16 protein-coding genes are annotated in these 19,383 nt (G+C 45.2%); 2 read left to right on the plus strand and 14 right to left on the minus strand.

What is annotated here, in order from left to right; all coding sequences use genetic code 11:
* Positions 1-4: 4 nt before the first annotated feature.
* Genes mraY through mraZ form a run of 7 tightly spaced genes read right to left on the minus strand, consistent with a single transcriptional unit; the run spans position 5 to position 7,417 of the window.
* Complete coding sequence (mraY, locus tag JK628_RS21150) at positions 5-1,087, minus strand: phospho-N-acetylmuramoyl-pentapeptide-transferase (RefSeq protein ID WP_202286865.1); 1,083 nt, start codon at positions 1,085-1,087, stop codon at positions 5-7.
* Positions 1,087-2,454: a UDP-N-acetylmuramoyl-tripeptide--D-alanyl-D-alanine ligase gene (locus JK628_RS21155; protein ID WP_202286866.1), complete on the minus strand. Its 1,368-nt coding sequence runs from the start codon at positions 2,452-2,454 to the stop codon at positions 1,087-1,089. The genes mraY and JK628_RS21155 overlap by 1 nt, the downstream gene beginning before the upstream one ends.
* Positions 2,451-3,920: a UDP-N-acetylmuramoyl-L-alanyl-D-glutamate--2,6-diaminopimelate ligase gene (gene murE / locus JK628_RS21160; protein WP_202289917.1), complete on the minus strand. Its 1,470-nt coding sequence runs from the start codon at positions 3,918-3,920 to the stop codon at positions 2,451-2,453. Before murE ends, JK628_RS21155 begins: the two co-directional genes overlap by 4 nt.
* Positions 3,917-5,653, minus strand: a complete 1,737-nt coding sequence (locus JK628_RS21165) for a peptidoglycan D,D-transpeptidase FtsI family protein (RefSeq protein ID WP_202286867.1) — start codon at positions 5,651-5,653, stop codon at positions 3,917-3,919. The genes murE and JK628_RS21165 overlap by 4 nt, the downstream gene beginning before the upstream one ends.
* Entirely contained in the window at positions 5,650-5,964 is a 315-nt protein-coding gene (ftsL, locus tag JK628_RS21170) for a cell division protein FtsL (protein WP_202286868.1), read from the minus strand. The genes JK628_RS21165 and ftsL overlap by 4 nt, the downstream gene beginning before the upstream one ends.
* 8 nt (positions 5,965-5,972) lie before the next feature.
* Entirely contained in the window at positions 5,973-6,929 is a 957-nt protein-coding gene (gene rsmH / locus JK628_RS21175) for a 16S rRNA (cytosine(1402)-N(4))-methyltransferase RsmH (RefSeq protein ID WP_202286869.1), read from the minus strand.
* A gap of 29 nt (positions 6,930-6,958) precedes the next feature.
* Positions 6,959-7,417 (minus strand): division/cell wall cluster transcriptional repressor MraZ, encoded by a 459-nt coding sequence (gene mraZ / locus JK628_RS21180; protein WP_202286870.1) that lies wholly within the window; start codon positions 7,415-7,417, stop codon positions 6,959-6,961.
* Between the two features lie 579 nt (positions 7,418-7,996).
* Between mraZ and JK628_RS21185 the strand changes: the two genes are divergently transcribed.
* Positions 7,997-8,323, plus strand: a complete 327-nt coding sequence (locus JK628_RS21185) for a hypothetical protein (protein ID WP_202286871.1) — start codon at positions 7,997-7,999, stop codon at positions 8,321-8,323.
* Here JK628_RS21185 and glpK read toward each other — a convergent pair.
* The 7 genes from glpK to leuA form a co-directional block, all read right to left on the minus strand.
* Positions 8,320-9,801 carry a glycerol kinase GlpK gene (glpK, locus tag JK628_RS21190; RefSeq protein WP_202286872.1) on the minus strand — a complete coding sequence of 494 codons (1,482 nt, stop codon included), beginning with the start codon at positions 9,799-9,801 and terminating at the stop codon, positions 8,320-8,322. The two genes, JK628_RS21185 and glpK, sit on opposite strands and share 4 nt — an antisense overlap.
* Before the next feature lie 10 nt (positions 9,802-9,811).
* A complete protein-coding gene (locus tag JK628_RS21195; protein WP_202286873.1) occupies positions 9,812-10,333 on the minus strand; it encodes a nuclear transport factor 2 family protein in 522 nt (173 codons plus the stop codon).
* A gap of 201 nt (positions 10,334-10,534) precedes the next feature.
* Entirely contained in the window at positions 10,535-11,848 is a 1,314-nt protein-coding gene (locus tag JK628_RS21200; RefSeq protein WP_202286874.1) for an outer membrane protein transport protein, read from the minus strand.
* A 512-nt stretch (positions 11,849-12,360) separates the two neighbouring features.
* Complete coding sequence (gene leuD, locus JK628_RS21205) at positions 12,361-12,966, minus strand: 3-isopropylmalate dehydratase small subunit (RefSeq protein ID WP_202286875.1); 606 nt, start codon at positions 12,964-12,966, stop codon at positions 12,361-12,363.
* A gap of 11 nt (positions 12,967-12,977) precedes the next feature.
* Positions 12,978-14,378 carry a 3-isopropylmalate dehydratase large subunit gene (leuC, locus tag JK628_RS21210; protein WP_202286876.1) on the minus strand — a complete coding sequence of 467 codons (1,401 nt, stop codon included), beginning with the start codon at positions 14,376-14,378 and terminating at the stop codon, positions 12,978-12,980.
* Positions 14,379-14,380: 2 nt separating this feature from the next.
* Positions 14,381-15,475, minus strand: a complete 1,095-nt coding sequence (gene leuB, locus JK628_RS21215; protein ID WP_202286877.1) for a 3-isopropylmalate dehydrogenase — start codon at positions 15,473-15,475, stop codon at positions 14,381-14,383.
* A gap of 64 nt (positions 15,476-15,539) precedes the next feature.
* Positions 15,540-17,111 carry a 2-isopropylmalate synthase gene (gene leuA, locus JK628_RS21220; protein WP_202286878.1) on the minus strand — a complete coding sequence of 524 codons (1,572 nt, stop codon included), beginning with the start codon at positions 17,109-17,111 and terminating at the stop codon, positions 15,540-15,542.
* A 517-nt stretch (positions 17,112-17,628) separates the two neighbouring features.
* Between leuA and JK628_RS21225 the strand changes: the two genes are divergently transcribed.
* Positions 17,629-19,377 carry a histidine kinase gene (locus JK628_RS21225; protein ID WP_202286879.1) on the plus strand — a complete coding sequence of 583 codons (1,749 nt, stop codon included), beginning with the start codon at positions 17,629-17,631 and terminating at the stop codon, positions 19,375-19,377.
* Positions 19,378-19,383 lie beyond the last annotated feature (6 nt).

Raw genomic sequence — 19,383 nt, forward strand, 5'->3', positions numbered from 1 at the left:
CGTATTATCTAAGCTTCAATGTTGCTAGTCCTAACAGAACTAGGAACAAGGATATGATCCAAAAACGCACGATAACTCGTGGTTCAGGCCAACCTTTCAACTCATAATGGTGATGTATCGGTGCCATACGGAAAATACGTTGGCCCCTTAACTTATATGAGCCCACCTGCAAAATAACCGATACAGTCTCCATGACGAAAACGCCGCCCATGATGACCAGTAAGATCTCTTGACGTACTAATACAGCTATCGCGCCGAGTGCAGCACCAAGAGATAACGAGCCAACATCGCCCATAAAGACTTGGGCTGGGTAGGTGTTAAACCATAGAAACCCTAACCCTGCGCCCACTATCGCAGTGCAGACAATCACCAGTTCACCCGCCCCGGGGAGATAAGGGATATGAAGATAGCTTGCGAATTGCACGTGGCCAGAAAGATAAGCGATCAATGCAAATGCAGCAGCGACCATCACCGTTGGCATAATTGCTAAGCCATCGAGTCCGTCGGTTAAATTCACCGCGTTACTAGAACCTACGATAGTGAAATACACCAGTACGATAAAGAAACCACCAAGTTGTGGCATCACATCTTTAAAGAAAGGTACTACTAACTGGGTTTCACCTGCTGTTTCAGCCGAAGCATAGAGGTAAAATGCAATCAAAATGGCAGCCAAGGACTGCAGCAGATATTTCCATCTTGCTATCAAGCCTTTAGTATCTTTGCGAACAACTTTACGGTAATCATCAATAAAACCAATGGTGCCGAAGCTGGCTAACACAAACAGCACAACCCAAACGTAGCGGCTACCCAAATCACCCCATAGCAATACGCTGATGAAGACACCAGCAAGAATAAGTAAACCGCCCATTGTCGGCGTTCCACGCTTACTAAAGTGTGACTCTGGACCATCGTTACGCACAACTTGACCAATTTGCAATAACTGCAAACGTTCGATCATCTTTGGTCCCCACCAAAGACTAAACACCAATGCTGTCATCAAGCCTAGAATGGCTCTAAATGTGACATAAGAAAATACGTTAAACCCACTGTAAAATTGGGTTAAATACTCCGCCAGGTAAACCAGCATTAAACAAACTCCCCGCGACCAAAGGCCATTGTTAAAGCGTCAACTACACGTTCCATTCTCGCACTACGAGAACCTTTGACTAATATGGTGATATCTCCAGCAAGATTATTAATATAAACTATTAATTCTTCTACTAATTCCTTGATATCTTTATAGTGTGTAGCACCAAAAGCAATACTTGCAGCTTCACTTAGCTCACCAACACAAAACAGTGCATCAACACCTCTTGTTTTAGCTTCTTCGCCTAGTTCAGCGTGCAAAAGGGCGGCATTGTCGCCTAATTCCCCTAAATCGCCCAGCACTAAACACCGATTCCCCTGAATTTTTTGCAACCAGTCAATCGCAGCACCGACCGAGGCTGGGTTAGCATTGTAACTATCATCAATAACAGTTACGCGGCCTAGACTCGTTGGCAACATTCTTCCTTTTACTGGTTGAAGTAAGCTTAACCCTTGGCAGATATCATTTAATGTCAGATTTAGCGCCAAACATATGCTTGAGGCTGCTAATGCATTAAGAACTTGATGACGCCCTACAAGCGGTAACACCACTGACTCTTTTTGCTCTGCGTATGCGATATTGAAGCTGTATCTACCGCCTTTATCCGCTTTTAATTCTGTCGCTTTAACGTTGGCATCTGCACTAATAGCGAACGTTATTTGCGCTAAATGCTTTGACGCATCTAACATTACAGCGACAAATTCATCATCAGCGTTGATAATCGCTGTGCCATCTGCTGCCACGTGGTTGAATATTTCTGATTTTGCCTTGGCGACACCGGCTAAAGAACCAAATCCTTCAAGATGCGCCGAAGCCACATTATTAACCATCGCAACACTAGGCTTTACTAAGCTAGATGTGTAATCGATTTCACCAGCGTGATTAGCGCCTAACTCAAAAACACCAAACCGATCGCCAGCCTGCAAACGCAATAGCGTCAGCGGTACGCCAATCTCATTATTAAAGTTGCCCGCGGTATAAAGTACTTGATGATGCTGAGACAAAATTGTCGCCACCATCTCTTTAACACTGGTCTTGCCATTTGAACCGGTCAATGCCACACAAACGGGCGCTAGCTTTTGACGCACATACGCGCCTATCTCGCCCATTGCTCGCTGACTGCTATCAACAACAATCTGCGCAGCAGCCACTGGCAGAATACGCTCAACCAACACCGCTTTTGCGCCATTATCTATCGCAGACGCAACAAAGTTGTGCCCATCAAAGTTATCGCCTTTCAATGCAACAAAAAGAGTCTTGCCATCCACCGCTCGGCTATCACTAGACACCTCTTCAATCGACATATCTTCGCCATGAAGCTTACCGCCGATGTGGCGAGCTAATTCAGCCAACGATAGTGTTATCACGTGTTACCTGCCGCTATCGCCTGAGTAAAGGCGCGTTCGTCATAATTTAATTTTTCACCATTAACTTCTTGGTAAGTTTCATGCCCTTTACCAGCCAGTAATACCATATCACCCGCTTTAGCCTGCGCAACGACCTCTCTGATCGCTGTTTTTCGATTAACTTGTGACAATGCTTTATGTGGCTCGGTAAATCCGCCAAATACATCCGCGATAATATCTTCAGGGTTTTCGCTGCGAGCATTATCACTGGTAACCATTACCCGGTCTGCGAACTGCTCCGCACTGCGAGCCATCATCGGACGTTTACCTGAATCTCGGTCGCCGCCACAACCAAACAAACACCAAAGCTGCCCTTTACAATGCACTCTCAATGCCTGCAATGCCTGCTCAATCGCATCGGGGGTATGTGCGTAATCAACAACTAAAGTGACGTTATTAGTCGTCGTAAAACGTTCCATCCGTCCAGCAACCGGGATTAGCTCATGGGCTGATTTAATCAGCGTGGCCATGTCTTCACCGACCAGATATAGCGCACCTAACGCCGCCACTAAATTAGACAGGTTAAAGTCGCCCAGCAATGGCGATTCCAACTTGGCTTCTCCCTCAGGCCATACTAAGGTGCATGACACTCCACCATCATGATATAGGCACTGTTTGGCATAAATATCGGCCTTGGTATCACCTTTAATGCTGAACCCTAGCGTTTTAGCAGCAGAGGTTTGTGCTAACCACGATGCGCCCGTTGCGTCATCGCAATTGATCAACCCTGCCCGCAAAGAGCTAAAATGAAATAGTCGCTGCTTTGCTGCACCATAAGCTTCCATCGTGTGATGATAATCAAGGTGGTCTCGACTCAGGTTGGTAAATACCGCCACGTCAAAAGGCACCGCTTCGACACGGCCCTGCACTAACCCGTGGCTAGAAACCTCCATCGCACAGGTATCAGCATGGCGATGTTCAAAGCCTTGTAACTGCTTAATGAGGGTAATCGCATCCGCTGTAGTATTGCCACTGTCGACCAGTTGGCCCCACAAGCCATTACCTAACGTTCCCATAACGGCAGTTTGCTTAGATTGAAGCTGTTGTAACTGAGCAATGAGCTGGGTTACCGATGTTTTTCCATTCGTTCCCGTCACGCCGATAATGCGCGGGCGTTGACTCGACATTGGGTAAGCCTGAGCAGCAAGCGCTGAAACTTGTCGATTTAACTGAAAGAAAGCAATTTGTAATCCAGCTTCTGAGGTGATGCAGCCATGCTCTTCCGGCGAGTCAGTATGTACCAACACAGCCACAGCTCCCTTTTCAAAGGCAGCCTTAATATACTGTCGTCCATCGACCTGGTAACCAGGTACAGCAACAAATAGGTCTCCCGCTTTTAGCGCACGGCTATCAAGCGTTAGATCATTAAATACTTCTACTCCTGAATAGTGGAACCAAGGAGCAAGTAGATCTCGAATTAACATTATTCTGCACTCCTAGATAAAGCCGCTAAACGAACTTTCTCGCGACTAGAAATGGGTTCTACATTCAACATTTGCAATGCAGCTGACATCACTGATGCAAACACCGGGGCGGCGATGTCGCCACCATAATACCGGTCGCCTTTAGGTTCATTAACCACAACAACAATGGCAAGCTTTGGGTTATGTACTGGCGCCACGCCCGCAAAAATTGCGACGTAATCTTCACCATAACCACCTGCAACGGCTTTACGTGCTGTGCCCGTTTTGCCTGCAACAGGGTAGCCCTCGATATGTGCTTTGCGCGCTGTACCGCCTTTCTCGGTTACACCAACAAGCATCTCCATCACGCTCTGCGCTACTTCAGCAGATATGACTTGAGTGCCTTCTGGTTTTTGTTTGAGCTTTAAAATTGAAACAGGATACAGCACACCTTTACTGCCGAGCGTGGCGTACAGTCTAGCTATCTGCAAAGGGGTTGCCATTAAGCCATAGCCAAAAGACAGGGTCGCGCGCTCAAACTCTGACCATCGTCTGCGGTCATGGATTAAACCTGAACTCTCGCCCCCGAGGTTAATCCCAGAATAATTACCTAACCCCATCGCTTGATAAGAACCTAATAGCTCTTGCACTGGCATTGATAAGGCAATTTTACTCATGCCAACGTTACTTGAGTGAACCAGAATTCCACTGAGTGAAAGATCACCATAATTGCGGGTATCACGCACTATTTTGCCACCGATACGCATGCGACCAGGGCCGGTTTTAATAATGTCATCAATTTTAATCGTGCCAGCTTCAAGCGCTGCTGCAACCACAAATGGCTTGATAGTAGAACCAGGCTCATAGGCATCAGTCAGCGCACGATTTCGCATCCGATAGCTTTGTAAGTTTTCACGGGAATTTGGGTTGTATGATGGCGTATTGGCCATCGCCAGCACTTCACCAGTATTGACATCGAGCACCACAATTGAGGCTGATGTTGCTTGGTTAGCTTCAGTGGCTTTTTTTATCTCTCTATATGCCAACTGCTGAATACGTTGATCAATACTCAGTACCAGATCATTCGGGCTTTCACCCTCTTGCACCATGTCCAAACGTTCAACTACGTGGCCATCGCGAGATTTTCGTACCTTCTGCTTACTCGGCGTGCCCGTTAGCCAATCATCGTAGGCATTCTCAATCCCTTCGATACCAAGATCATCAATATTGGTAATACCCACTAACTGTGCCGATATTTCGCTGGTTGGATAGTAACGACGTGATTCAGGCCTTAGATAGACACCGGGCAGTTTAAGTTTTTTGATATAGTCAGCAACAGCCGGGGTCACTTGGCGCTTCAAATAGGTGAAGCGTTTACGCGGATTAGCTTGCACCCGCTTGAGGATTTTATCTTTCGGTTCATGCAATACATCGGCTAATGCTTGCCAGCGACGCATGTCGACAAAACCGTTTTCATCGTGCACCACTTTAGGATCGGCATAAACCGCCTTAACGGGTACACTGACGGCTAGCATTTCACCATTGCGGTCGGTAATTAAACCACGCTGCACTTCACGGCTAGTGGTTCTTAAGGTGCGCATATCGCTTTCATGACGCAGCTTTTCGGGCTCAATGATCTGAATATAGGCCGCTCGGCCAATCAGACTAGTAAATAACAGGCAAACAAACGCCACAACAACGTATAAACGCCATTGAATTAACTGTGGTTTTTGTTTCCGCTTCGCCTGTTTATTCATGGGACTCTGACTACCACCTCTTCTCTAGGTAATGGACGCCTCATATTGAGCTCTTTTGTCGCCATTCGGGTTACCCTGCTATGTTCTGAGCGAGACTGCTCTTCAAGTAGCAGGTTTCGCCATTCAATATCTAATCGGTCTCGTTCTTGTAACAACTGCTCCCATTGACTGGTGTATTTGCGGCCTTCATAGCTGGTATACACCACAGCAACCGCATTGAGCATGACTAACAACGCGACAACCATGACCCATTTGTGGTGCCACAAATCTAGCAGCACAATTCGGGTTAGGTTCAACTGCGATTTACTCACCCCAGGCTCTACAGTGACTCAAGATCGTAAGGTAAGCGCTCGCCAATACGCAGTACTGAACTGCGCGCTCTAGCATTACGTTCTATCTCTTCCGCTGATGGTTTAATCGCTTTGCCTATGCCTTTCAACTTGCGTGTCTTATTAATTTCAGCTTCGGTAATAGGCAGGCCATGTGGCACACTTTCCCCTTGGCTATGGCGACGAATAAAGCGTTTAACCATGCGATCTTCTAGCGAGTGGAAGCTGATCACAGACAAACGTCCCTCTGGCGCAAGCACTTTCAATGCCCCTTCAAGCGCTTGATCAATTTGTTCTAACTCACTGTTGATATAAATTCGAATAGCCTGAAACACCCGTGTTGCGGGGTGCTTATTACGTTCTTTGTTCTTGGTTATACGCGCGATAAGATCGGCTAATTCTTTGGTACGTAAAAATGGCTCTTTCTCTCGGTCTGCCGCAATACAGCGGGCAATATGTCGCGAGTTTTTCTCCTCACCATAGGTCTTAAACACCCATGCCATATCTTCAATCTCAGCGCGGGCTATCCATTGAGCTGCAGTTTGGCCTTGTGAATTATCCATACGCATATCAAGCGGGCCATCGCGTAAGAAACTAAAACCGCGCTCAGCGTCATCTAATTGCGGTGAAGACACACCAAAATCAAGTAACACACCATCAATTTTGCCTTTAAGACCCAGCTCCTCTACATATTGTGCTAACTGGCCGAAACCGCCATGCACGATCTGGAAGCGACTGTCGTCTTTAAACTGCTCGGCAGCCGCAATCGCTTGCGGATCTCTATCGATAGCGATTAAACGACCGTTAGGGCCTAACTGTTCAAGTACTTTCCTTGAATGACCACCGCGGCCAAAGGTACCATCAATGTAGATGCCATCTTCCCGTATATTGAGTCCTGCGACTGTTTCTGTCAGCAAGACTGATAGGTGTTCAAATGATTGTGTCATGTTCATCTTCTATTGGTTGATATCACTCGTTAGAGCGAAAAGTCAGCTAAACGTGGGTTAGCTGCTAAATCTTCATTAAGAATCGCAATGCGACTCTCTTCAATCTGTTGCTGCCATGCAGCTTCGTCCCACAACTCAAATTTATTGAGCTGACCGACTAGCATCGCGCGTTTTTCCAAATTGGCATATCGGCGCAATGGTGTCGGCAGCAGAACGCGGCCATTGCCGTCTAATTCACATTCATGGGCATAGCCAAGCAACATGCGCTTGATCGCGCGCTCAGTTGGCTGAGTATCTGATAGTTGGGATAGTTTAGCGGCAACTTGCTGCCACTCTTGTATTGGATAGAGCAGTAAACAAGGTGATTTAATATCGACAGTAATCACTAATTGGCTGTTATGATGGGCGTGCAAAGGCTCACGGTACCGCTTCGGCATCGCGATTCGTCCTTTAGCATCTAAGTTGATAGCGCTCGCCCCAGAAAACACCCTAAGTCATCCTTGTTAATTCTTTAATATCCACAAATATCCACAAATATCCACAATTCCCCACAACAGCTAAGTTTATGGACAGAACACAAGAATTGTCAAGGGCTCGCCTCTATTTAAACTCCAGTAACCAAGCGGGTTAGCAGCCAGTTTTAATCTAATTGCAATCGAGTGCACAAATAGGGATTTTTGTGGGAGCAAGGTCATTCAAAGATTCTAATAAGTAGGAAAAACAGACAGTAGAGAGTCATATAGTGGATCTTCTGTAGCACTCTAGTGGTGTTTTTGCCCATCACCGCTGCATTAATGAAGTCTAAATTAGGCTGATTATTTGAAAAAAAGCCGTTCTCAAAAAAAAATGACAAGATAAGGTTAACGATATTTAACCCATTTACAGCGCTAAGCACTGAGTCGCAATCTAATCATCAGCAAGCCTACGCGAACACTTAACCCTTAATGCACTAAAGAGCATTAATCTTCGATTTTAACCACCAATTTCAATAAATCGCCAAAATAGACTAAATTTTAATCGATAACGGCCGATATATTAGCTATCAATAACTTATAAAGGGGGGCTATATGATCAGTTTAGACAGTGTTTATGCCATGCTTGCGCGGCCACAGATGCGTGAGATTAAACAGAAAAATGGCGTTAAGCCGGTGGATAACAGTGCCGCGATTGCGGCGGATAGTCATGAACAACCGCAAACACAGCTACCGCCGAATTTAGAGAGACGTCAATCCCGAGAAGATCGACGCAAAAATTCAGCGGACCTTTATCAATTAGACCCCACATTAGAAAGACGAAAAAACGATGTCGAAGATAGGCGTGATGATGAAGAGCGACGTACTTCATCGGATAATGAAGATGATTCGCCCTTTCCGCATATAGACGTTAACATTTAACGTGTTCTAGCCACTGCCTCTTGCCAACCATCATATAAGACGGCCCTAGCATCATCATTTAATTGCGGTTTAAAGCGACGATCTATTCCTGCTTTATGCTTTAGTTCTACTGTTGAATTCCAAAAACCAACCGCTAAGCCAGCCAAGAATGCAGCCCCCATAGCCGTGGTTTCAGTTAACTCAGGACGCAATACTTCAACATTGGTAATATCTGCTTGAAACTGCATTAAAAAGTCATTAGCTACTGCGCCACCATCGACCTTAATTTGCTTAAGTTGCACACCACTGTCTTTGCTCATTGCATCGAGCAGATCTCGACTCTGATAGGCAATAGCTTCCAGCGCTGCACGAATAATATGATTTCGATTGGCGCCGCGTGTCAGCCCAACTAATGCACCGCGGGCCTCAGGATCCCAATAAGGGGCACCTAATCCAACAAATGCGGGCACTAGATACACTCCATTGGTGTCATCGACTTTCGAGGCAAAGTACTCAGTATCTTGCGCGTCTCGAATAAGACCTAACTCATCACGCAGCCATTGAATGGTCGCGCCGCCCATAAAGACTGAACCTTCGAGCGCATAATTAACTTCGCCTTTAGCCCCTACCGCAATAGTGGTGAGCAAACCATGTTTAGACTTCACCGCTTCAGTGCCGGTATTCATTAATAAAAAACAGCCGGTACCATAGGTATTTTTTGCCATTCCTTCATCAATGCATAGTTGGCCAAACAGCGCTGCTTGCTGATCGCCCGCAATCCCCGCAATGGCAATACGGCCACCCTCGCCTGCAATACGGGTATGACCATAAATAGCTGACGACGGTTTAACTTCAGGAAGAATTGCGCGTGGGATATTCATTGCCTTCAGTAGCTTTTCATCCCACTCTTGCCGATGGATATTAAATAATAGTGTACGTGAGGCATTGGTCGGATCGGTGACATGGACTTTACCTTCGGTCAGTTTCCAAACAAGCCAAGTATCAATGGTGCCAAATAGTAACTCGCCTCTTTCAGCGCGTGCTCTTACGCCATCAACATTGTCTAATATCCACTTAATTTTGGTGCCAGAAAAGTAAGGATCTAACAGCAAGCCAGTAGCATCTTTAACGTAATCTTCCAGCCCTTGGGTTTTCAATTCATCACATATCTCTTTGCTTCTTCTACATTGCCACACAATGGCGTTATAAACTGGCTTACCTGTGACTTTATCCCAAATAACGGTAGTCTCGCGCTGATTGGTGATCCCTATTCCTGCTACATCCTCACTATGGATATCGGCCCTTGCCAGTGCTTCTATTAGCGTTGAGCTTTGGGAAGCCCATATCTCCATGGCATCATGCTCTACCCAACCCGGTTTAGGATAAATTTGGCCAAACTCTCGTTGAGAGCTCGCAACTATGTTGGCCTCATGATCAAACACGATGGTTCTAGAGCTGGTAGTGCCTTGATCAAGCGCTATGACATATTTCTTTGACACAAAAACTTCCTTATTGACGTGTATCTTGTAGTAATTCTGCTTGCACGCTAGCGCCGTTATCTACTGACGGTTCACATACATGTGCAGGGTAATACCACACAGCATTAATTTTTTCTTGCTGCAATTCATATACCCCTATACTACATTGGCTATTCAATTCACCTTCATCACTCCAGGTAACTCTCTCAACCGTGCTGACATAATTAGCGGAGCTAACCACTTGAGTCAGTGTCGCTTTAGCATCGGCGAGTGTTGCAAAATAATCTGCCATCGCCGCACCGAGTTCATTTTTTGACGAGGTCTCGGTCAGCATTTTTGTACCGGAGAGATTAAACCAATGCACTGAATCGGTAGTGTACGACAACAGTCTCTCGACACTATGGTCGTTAAACGCTTGGACAAATTTTTCGACAACCGCCACAGGGGCAGTTGTGGTCGCTTTAATTGGCACATCGCTCTCAGCAATTGAATATAAAGGGTATAAAACGATAAGCAATGCGTTAAATGACAATATCAACGTTTTGGCACTCATAGTGTTCCTCATATTATTGTTATTAGTTTGAGCTTGCTCGGAGTCGGCACCCAGACTAACTCCTACTCTTTTTTACCACAAAACCCAGCTAATAATCCAACGCCCTTAGAAAGCAAAAAGCCTCGCAATGGCGAGGCTTTTACTTTTTAACAGATAACATTATCGTTTAGATAATGTCATCCCGCTAACAATATGATCAGTTTAGAAACGGTAACTAGTTTGAATACCGACTAACAAAATATTACCGCTGGTCGTGCCGGTAAAAGTACCACCAAAATGTGCAGATGAATCATCTGATGGGATACCTGGACGGGGCTCAACCACTGGAGATTCATCAGCAAAAATGTAAGTCAGGCCAAAATCCATATCGAAGTTTTCGCTAATGCGGTAACCCATACCGGCACTCAACCAGAGACGATCCATTTCAGGAATCGTTAAAGTGCGGTTTGCATCTGACACAGCAGACTTATCAAGAGCAATACCCGCTCTCATGCTAAGAGTATCGTTTAGCTGGTAGGTTGTACCCAGTGCAAAACGATAGTTATCTTCCCAATTCTCTTGCTTCACTAGCTGAGTCGGCTCAGATAGCGCAGGAATAACGGCTTCAAGCTTGTCAAACGAACTCCAATCAGTCCAGTTGATGCTGGCATGGATCGCTAACTTCTCACTTAATTGATGGAATGACGCAATTTCAGCAGTTGCTGGCAATGACAGCTCCATAGAGCCTGCCATGTTCATATTTGGATCCATAGGGTTAAACGCTAAACCTTTAGCATCACCTTCAAGATTTTGATCGACCGCTGAGCGGTAGTTAAATCCGATACGGTTATCGGCATTGACCTGCCACGCACCACCTAACTGCCAGCCCCAAGCGGTGTCATCGCCTTCCATGTACTTAAGCGTTGTTCCCTTCGGCACTGGCAAGTTACCGACTGGCGTCGGTAGAACGGTATCAGCAGAACTTTTAGCACCAATGCTACCTTCGCCAATAACAAAACGTACTCCAGCACCTATGCTAAATTGCTCATTAATACGGTAAGCCACATTCGGGTTAATTTCGATTGTGGTCACTGACGCTTCATTACCAAATTGAGTACCGCGGAAATCATCATCAAGCTCGGTCGCCATGCCAAAGTTACTGCCAAGCGCTAAACCGACAAACCACTGCTGGTTTATCTGATGCGAAACATAGAAGTTTGGAATAACAGCATCGTCAGCAATATCCATTGCCGAGGTAGGGTTAGTACCATCGGTATAGGTCACTTCGCCATTGATATCAATATTCGGCATAACCAAAATGGCGCCAGCCGTCATTTGGGTACCTGTTAAATAGGTAAGCATCGCTGGATTACGAAACTGCGCCGCAGCGTTATCAGCCATTGCCGCTTCACCAGCAAATGCACGACCAAGGCCCGTAGCCGAGTATTCTGCTAGCTGAAATCCAGCTGCTTGAACCTGTGTCACATTCCCCAAAAGTACCGAGCTAACGGCAAGTGTTAATAAACGCTTATTCATTTGTATTCTCTAATTATGTAATTACAACAAGTAGAGTAATCACTCCACTTAAAAGTGCAGCGGATTTTACAAGCACAGAATATCTTTACAAGCGCTTTAAGAAAAACAGCATAAAACACCACACAAAGAAGCGCATCACAGTGAGAACGAATCACAGGTCACGTTCTAATATTGAAAACAGGATACAAACAGGTAAAAAACGTCGCTGAAATAGATATTGCAAAATAGAAAGTTAGAAAACAAAATCAGTAAATACAAAAAGATACAAACGCAAAAACAAAAGAACAAATGTTCACTAAAAAAGTAGGCTTTCAGCAGCACAAATCACTAGCCTAAATAATGCAGTACTCTGCAATCTACATAAAATATCAATTTACTACTTAATTACAACACCTTAACTATTGCAGGGTTACATTTAAAACAAAAGCCATTTAGGTTTAAACCTAAATGGCTTCCTTGAAACAATAGCCTGGTACAGATGTACGCTTAAAGTTTACATCTTAAGCCATAGATCAAACTCGCCAAGCGGGGAGGTTTGCTTCATAACTCGCAATTGCATCCGATTGCGCTAACGTCAATCCAATCGCATCCAAACCATTCAACAAATTATGTCTGGCAGAACCTGCTATTTGAAAGCTAAACACCGCCCCTGACGGTGATGTTACGGTTAATGCTTGCAGATCAACATTAACCTCGGCGCCTGGCTGCGCTTCAATCTCGGTGATTAACTGATCGACCTGCGCTGCCGTTAAACGCACCGGCAACAAACCATTATTGATTGAGTTACCATAAAAAATGTCGGCAAAGCTCGGAGCTATAATGACTTTTAGGCCAAAGTCAGCCAGTGCCCATGGGGCGTGCTCTCGACTAGAACCACAGCCAAAGTTCTCTTGCGATACCAAGATCGAAGCCCCCTTATAGCGGGGTTTGTTTAGACTAAAATCGGGATTAGGTTGATCGCCAGCGTCGTCAAGATAACGCCAGTCATGGAATAGGTGAATACCAAAGCCATCACGAGTCACTTTTGACAAGAACTGCTTTGGAATAATCTGGTCGGTATCAATATTTGCGCTTTCAATGATAACCGCAAGCCCTGTGTGTGCAATAAATGGTTGCATAACTTAACTCTCTAGTAAGGTTTACGGATATCAACAAAATGGCCTGCAACAGCTGCTGCAGCGGCCATAGCGGGACTCACCAAGTGAGTACGGCTACCTCGCCCTTGTCGACCTTCAAAGTTACGGTTACTGGTCGAGGCGCAGCGATCGCCAGCTTCTAACTTATCGTCATTCATGGCCAGACACATAGAGCAACCAGGCAAACGCCACTCAAAGCCTGCATCCAAAAATATCTTATCTAAACCCTCTGCTTCAGCTTGCTCTTTCACCAGTCCAGAACCTGGCACCACTATCGCAGTCACCCCTTGGGCTACTTGACGCCCTTTAGCATGAACCGCTGCAGCGCGAAGATCCTCAATACGAGAGTTAGTACATGAGCCAATAAAGACCTTATTAATACCTACATCTGTCATTAAAGTGCCTGCACTCAAATCAACATATTCAAGTGCTTTCTCAATACTCGAACGAACAGTTGAATTACTGGCATCAATTGGATTAGGCACCAATTGGTCAATCGCGACGACTTGCCCAGGGTTGGTACCCCAGGTTAGCTGTGGAGCGATATCCGCCGCTTCAAGTGTCACAGTCGCATCAAATACTGCATCAGCGTCTGTTTTTAATTCTGCCCAAGCCGCTACGGCTTGTTCCCAATTGTCGCCTTTCGGGGCGAATTCGCGACCCTTTAAGTACGCAGCGGTGGTTGAGTCAGGTGCAATCATGCCTGCTTTGGCGCCCATCTCGATAGCCATATTACACACGGTCATGCGGCCTTCCATGGTAAGATCTTCAATAGCTTCACCACAAAACTCGACCACGTAGCCAGTACCGCCATCCATACCAATCTTACCGATAATGGCTAATACGATATCCTTTGCGGTAATGCCATCAGCGACGTGACCACGCACCTCAATCTTCATGGTCTTGGCCTTTAGCTGACGTAATGTCTGCGTTGCCATTACATGTTCAACTTCCGAAGTGCCAATACCAAAAGCTAATGCACCAAAAGCACCGTGGGTTGCAGTATGAGAATCGCCACATACAATCACGGTGCCCGGTAGGGTAATACCCAACTCAGGACCCATAACATGCACAATACCTTGGTTTTTATGGTGAATATCGTAAAGACGCACACCAAACTCTTTACAGTTGCGCTCCAATGTCTGCACCTGGGTGCGCGCCATAATGCTTAAGGCATCTAAGCTAGCACTAGTGGTAGAAGTATTGTGATCCATAGTGGCGAAGGTCTTTTCTGGGGCGCGCATTTTGCGACCCGCTACTTGCAAACCACTAAATGCCTGCGGCGATGTCACTTCATGGACTAGATGTCTATCGACATAGATAATTGGCGCTTCACCTTCGGCAGCAACCACAATATGGTCATCCCATACCTTTTCATATAACGTCTTAGCCATTGTTAAACACCTTCTCTTACAAGTTGAGCAATATAATCGCCCATTTCACGGGTTGATTTCGCATTATGACGCTCTTCACTCGACAGTAGCTCACCCGTTAAATAACCATCGCTTAGTGCTTTACCTACCGCAGATTCAATCGCTGTAGCGGCTGCATCTTGCTTTAAGCTATGACGTAGTAATAGTGCAGCAGACAAAATCTGCGCCACTGGATTAGCAATACCTTGACCTGCAATATCTGGCGCACTGCCACCGGCTGGCTCATATAAGCCAAAACCTGCGCTGTTCATGCTGATAGATGATAACAGGCCCATAGAACCGGTTAGCATGGCAATTTCATCTGAGATAATATCGCCAAATAGGTTCGAACAAAGCATCACATCGAACTCATCTGGACGACGTAATAGCTGCATGGTCGCGTTATCAATATAGATATGTTCAAGCTCAACATCTGGATAGTCTTTGGCGACCGTTTCAACCACTTCACGCCATAGCACCGAACAAGCCAACACATTTGCCTTATCGACAGAGGTGACTTTTTTACGGCGCCCTTGAGCAGTCTCGAAGGCAATCTTCGCGATACGCGTGATCTCTTTGCGGCTATAGCGCATGGTATCAAAAGCTTCTTCGTTTTCGCCCTCACCTTGACGACCTTTAGGCTTACCAAAATAGATACCACTGGTGAGCTCGCGTACACAAAGTACGTCAAAACCACGCGATGAAATATCGCTGCGTAGCGGTGACATATGCTCAAGCCCAGCATGCAATTTAGCCGGGCGCATATTACAAAACAGTTCAAAGTGACCACGCAGAGGCAACAAGGCTCCGCGTTCTGGCTGATCATTTGGCGCTAAATGTTCCCACTTAGGACCGCCGACAGAGCCAAAAAGAATAGCGTCTGCGGCTTCACAGCCTTTTAGAGTTGCGTCAGGTAAAGGGCAACCTTGATTATCAATAGCGGCGCCGCCAACATCATAATCCGTATATTCAATAGAAAGCGCGAAGCGTTCCTCTATAGCCGTTAGCACTTTACGGGCCTCTGCCATGACTTCAGGACCAATACCATCTCCAGCCAACACTGCTATTTGATAACTCATACGACAATTAACTCCTTTAATTTTTCTAAATTCGGCTACATCTAATCATTACTGTGTTTAACCTCTAAACACAGCCTAGCTCTTGTTTATTCTGCTTAATTTTCTGCTTACAATCAGCGACTTTATCGGCTCGCCACGTTAGGTTCATCACATGAACTAATGCTTTAACAGAGGCCTCTACAACGTCGGTCGCAAGCCCTACACCATGAAAATTCTGCTGATGATAACTGGCGGTAATGTCAACCTGACCCAGCGCATTTTGCCCTTCGCCTTTTGCGCCAAGTTGGTAGCTAGTAATATCAATCTCACAACCACTCGCACGTGCAACGGCTTTATAAGCAGCATCGACAGGGCCATTACCAATAGCGGCTTCGGTAACGGTCTCACCATTAACTTCAACTTTAACCGTGGCTGTTGCGCTGCCTTCGGTAGAATCTGAATGCACCACTAACTGCTGTAATTTAAAATGATCATCATCTTCGGCTTGTGCTTCCATAAAGGCTAGCGCTTCAAGATCGTAATCAAATACCTGGCCTTTTTTGTCCGCTAACACCAAGAAATCGTTATACAACACATCCATATCGTAATCTTGCTCACCATAGCCAAGTTCGCTCATGCGGTGCTTAATCACGTGTCTTCCAGAGCGTGACGTCATATTCAGGTTGCTACGGTTCAAACCGATACTTTCTGGCGTCATGATCTCGTAAGTATTCTGTGCCTTTAACATGCCATCTTGATGAATACCGGAAGAGTGAGTAAAAGCGTTAGCCCCCACTATCGCCTTGTTTGCCTGCACCGGCATATTACAAAGCTGACTGACCAAACTCGAGGTACGATGGATCTCTTTGGCATTAATGCCAGTCTCTAATCCCAACGCGCCTTTACGAGTTGATAGGATCATCGCGATCTCTTCTAACGAACAGTTACCTGCACGTTCACCAATACCATTGACGGTACACTCAATTTGGCGGGCACCATGTTGCACCGCAGTAATAGAGTTGGCCACCGACAAACCAAGGTCATCATGACAGTGAACTGAAATAACAGCTTGGTCAATATTCGGTACACGATTAAACAGAGTCTGAATAATGCCACCAAATTCACTCGGTACCGTATAACCGACAGTGTCAGGAATATTAATCGTGCGAGCACCAGCTTTAATCGCCTCTTCAACCATTCTACAAAGGTTATCAATCGGCGTACGGCCGGCATCTTCACAGGAAAACTCAACATCATCGGTAAATCGGCGCGCATACTTAACAGCACTCACAGCCATTTCCAACACCTGGTCAAAAGAGCGCTTAAGCTTATTTTCAACATGAATTGTTGAGGTTGATATAAAGGTGTGGATACGGAACTGATCGGCCACCGATAATGCCTGTGCCGCCGCGTCTATATCTTTCTCTAGGGCTCGTGATAGCGCACAAACTCGGCTATTTTTTACGGTTCTAGCAATGGTCTGTACCGACTCAAAGTCACCCGGTGATGACACCGGAAAGCCCACTTCCATAACATCAACGCCAAGACGTTCCAATGCCAAGGCAATTTGAAGCTTCTCTTTAACCGTTAAACTGGCTGCTAATGCTTGTTCGCCATCACGTAGCGTCGTGTCAAATATAATCACGCGGTCAGACATCTATTATCTCCATTGAACTTCAAGCGTTCAGTTATTCTTTCAGGCAATTTAAATACAAAAAACCCCGCGTATTATGCGCGGGGTTTATAAATGCAGACTTTCTCAAGCGTGTAGCACTATATCCGCCGCGCAGTAACTGCGAGAGTGAGAATGAGGAGTCGGAATAGTGTGCTTGTATGTTTCATTGTTTATTATTCATCTTTATTAAATAATTATTCCAGCATGAGTTGCTGCTTGGGTTAATTTTTAACGCGAGCAGCGACCAGTGTCAAGTCTAAATTGCTCAACTTTAGCATTTATCAAGCCGAACATTGCTTGAAAAAAACTCAACCTTAGACTTTAAAGTCGCCAAACAATAAAAGCACGCAATATTATTGCTATGCTGTACTCGAAATAGACTTATGTCGCAATATTCTCAACTGTTTAGCTTTTTTATGCATATTTTTATATAAAATAGTTATAATGACGCCGTTCTGCTAATGGAAAGCGGATTAAAGAGTCACCACCGGAGCTAAAAATGGATTTTAGGATCATCGTACTTTGTCTCGCATTCTGGATTTCGCCAGTATTGGCGAGTACGTTGGAACAACTTGAGCAATTAAATACCCTGGTATTTCAATATCCAAGTCAAGCACTGTCGGAGATTAATGCGCTTGAAAGTAATTTTGTCGGTATGCCAAGATCTGACTCGACATTAATGCGTTTGAGTGCACTAAAATGCGAATCCTACATTCAGCTTGGCGAAAATTCAGCGGCAATCAATCTCGCACGTTTAAGCGAAGCTAAAGCAAAACAGTTAAAGCTTGAACAAGCTCGTCCCTACTTTTTAAACTGCATGGCGCAAGCTTATGCTAATTTCGGTGACTATCAACAAGCATTACCGCTGCTATACTCTTCAATTTCGTTGTCACGCCAACTAAAGCAACCGCAAGCTTTGATCAGTGGTCTATGGCTAAGAAGTCAGCTTAATGCCGATGTTAACCACAACAACGCGGCTATTGAAGATCTGCGATTAGCCCTCGACATCTACCCTGACATTAGTCAACAAAAGCAAAAATGGACCTGGCCACCTAAAGGTTACTTGTACTCATCAATGGCCAAACAGTTAGCAGCGATAGGTGAGCCAAAAGAGGCGGAGATCAAGCTTAAAAAGGCCTTGAGTGAAGATACAACACAAGGAAAGGTACACCTTTTTATTGCTCTTGATATGGCTAAATTTGCTCAGAAAAACCTGCAGCCAAACCTGCGAGATAAGTATACGCAGCTAGCCAGAGCTAAACTCGCCGAACTGGGTACACCACTGGAGCTTGCGATTGCTTATAAAGCAATTGCGCTGATTGACTTTAACAGTGGAAAATATAGCAGTGCCGAGCAGCTCATCAATCTAAGTTTAAATACATTTCGTAAGGAAGCGGATGCGATTAGCACCATTAGTGTTTTATGGCTAAATGCACAAATTAAGCTAAAACAGCACAATGAAACTATGGGTTTGACGCTAATGGAGCAAGCCATATCATTGGCAAAAGAAAATGCTCGCTACTCAGACTTAAAGAGTTGCTATGCCACATTGGCAACTTACTTTGCAGCACAAGGCAATTTCTCATTGGCATATCAATATCAGTTAAAACAATTAGATGCACTAGAAAATGAAACTCGTTCTATTAAGAATATTTGGCTATCACAGCTAAAGGCAGATTTAAGCCGACAAGAGCAAATCACCCCCGCAAAAATTCCGGTTATCGCGGCGGCAATACCCAATGGGATGATACCCAGTTCTTTGTTTCCGATCGCAATAGCAATCATCGGCCTAATTATATTTGTTACCTGGTATCAAAAAAGGGCGCCACAACAGCAACCTGCAGACCCCGTCATTGTTAATTTTGCAACAAGGACCGATAACAAAAATGCACTTGAAAATCTGTTAAATGTCAGCAAGCAAGCGGGTTATCCCTTGTCGCTATTAGTCTTCAACCCCAAGCATATCTTTGCTGCCGATCTGCCCATTGTTATAGAGCAGCTAAATACCAAATTAAGAGAACAGGATGTGCTGTTACAGCAAGCAGATCAGCAGATCATCATCATGCTACCGCATACGTCAGAACAGGGTGCCATTAATGTAATCAATCAGCTCTCGAGCACTATTTCGGTGTGGCAAGAAAACAATAAAGTGAATATTGGTCTATCGTGTATGCAGCAATTCGATAATCTACAATCGATGATCAAGCGCGCCAATATTAGCCAACTGCGGAAACTAAAAACCAGCTAAAACAAC

Origin of the sequence: Shewanella sp. KX20019 (assembly GCF_016757755.1) — a bacterium.
Classification (GTDB): Bacteria; Pseudomonadota; Gammaproteobacteria; order Enterobacterales; family Shewanellaceae; genus Shewanella.

What these genes read in the sequence shown, in the direction of transcription:
- leuC (WP_202286876.1), bottom strand. Translation starts at nt 14,378, where the DNA reads ATGGCTAAGACGTTATATGAAAAGGTATGGGATGACCATATTGTGGTT.
- JK628_RS21185 (WP_202286871.1), top strand. Translation starts at nt 7,997, where the DNA reads ATGATCAGTTTAGACAGTGTTTATGCCATGCTTGCGCGGCCACAGATG.
- leuD (WP_202286875.1), bottom strand. Translation starts at nt 12,966, where the DNA reads ATGCAACCATTTATTGCACACACAGGGCTTGCGGTTATCATTGAAAGC.
- mraY (WP_202286865.1), bottom strand. Translation starts at nt 1,087, where the DNA reads ATGCTGGTTTACCTGGCGGAGTATTTAACCCAATTTTACAGTGGGTTT.
- leuB (WP_202286877.1), bottom strand. Translation starts at nt 15,475, where the DNA reads ATGAGTTATCAAATAGCAGTGTTGGCTGGAGATGGTATTGGTCCTGAA.
- JK628_RS21165 (WP_202286867.1), bottom strand. Translation starts at nt 5,653, where the DNA reads ATGAATAAACAGGCGAAGCGGAAACAAAAACCACAGTTAATTCAATGG.
- JK628_RS21200 (WP_202286874.1), bottom strand. Translation starts at nt 11,848, where the DNA reads ATGAATAAGCGTTTATTAACACTTGCCGTTAGCTCGGTACTTTTGGGG.
- leuA (WP_202286878.1), bottom strand. Translation starts at nt 17,111, where the DNA reads ATGTCTGACCGCGTGATTATATTTGACACGACGCTACGTGATGGCGAA.
- rsmH (WP_202286869.1), bottom strand. Translation starts at nt 6,929, where the DNA reads ATGACACAATCATTTGAACACCTATCAGTCTTGCTGACAGAAACAGTC.
- JK628_RS21195 (WP_202286873.1), bottom strand. Translation starts at nt 10,333, where the DNA reads ATGAGTGCCAAAACGTTGATATTGTCATTTAACGCATTGCTTATCGTT.
- JK628_RS21225 (WP_202286879.1), top strand. Translation starts at nt 17,629, where the DNA reads ATGGATTTTAGGATCATCGTACTTTGTCTCGCATTCTGGATTTCGCCA.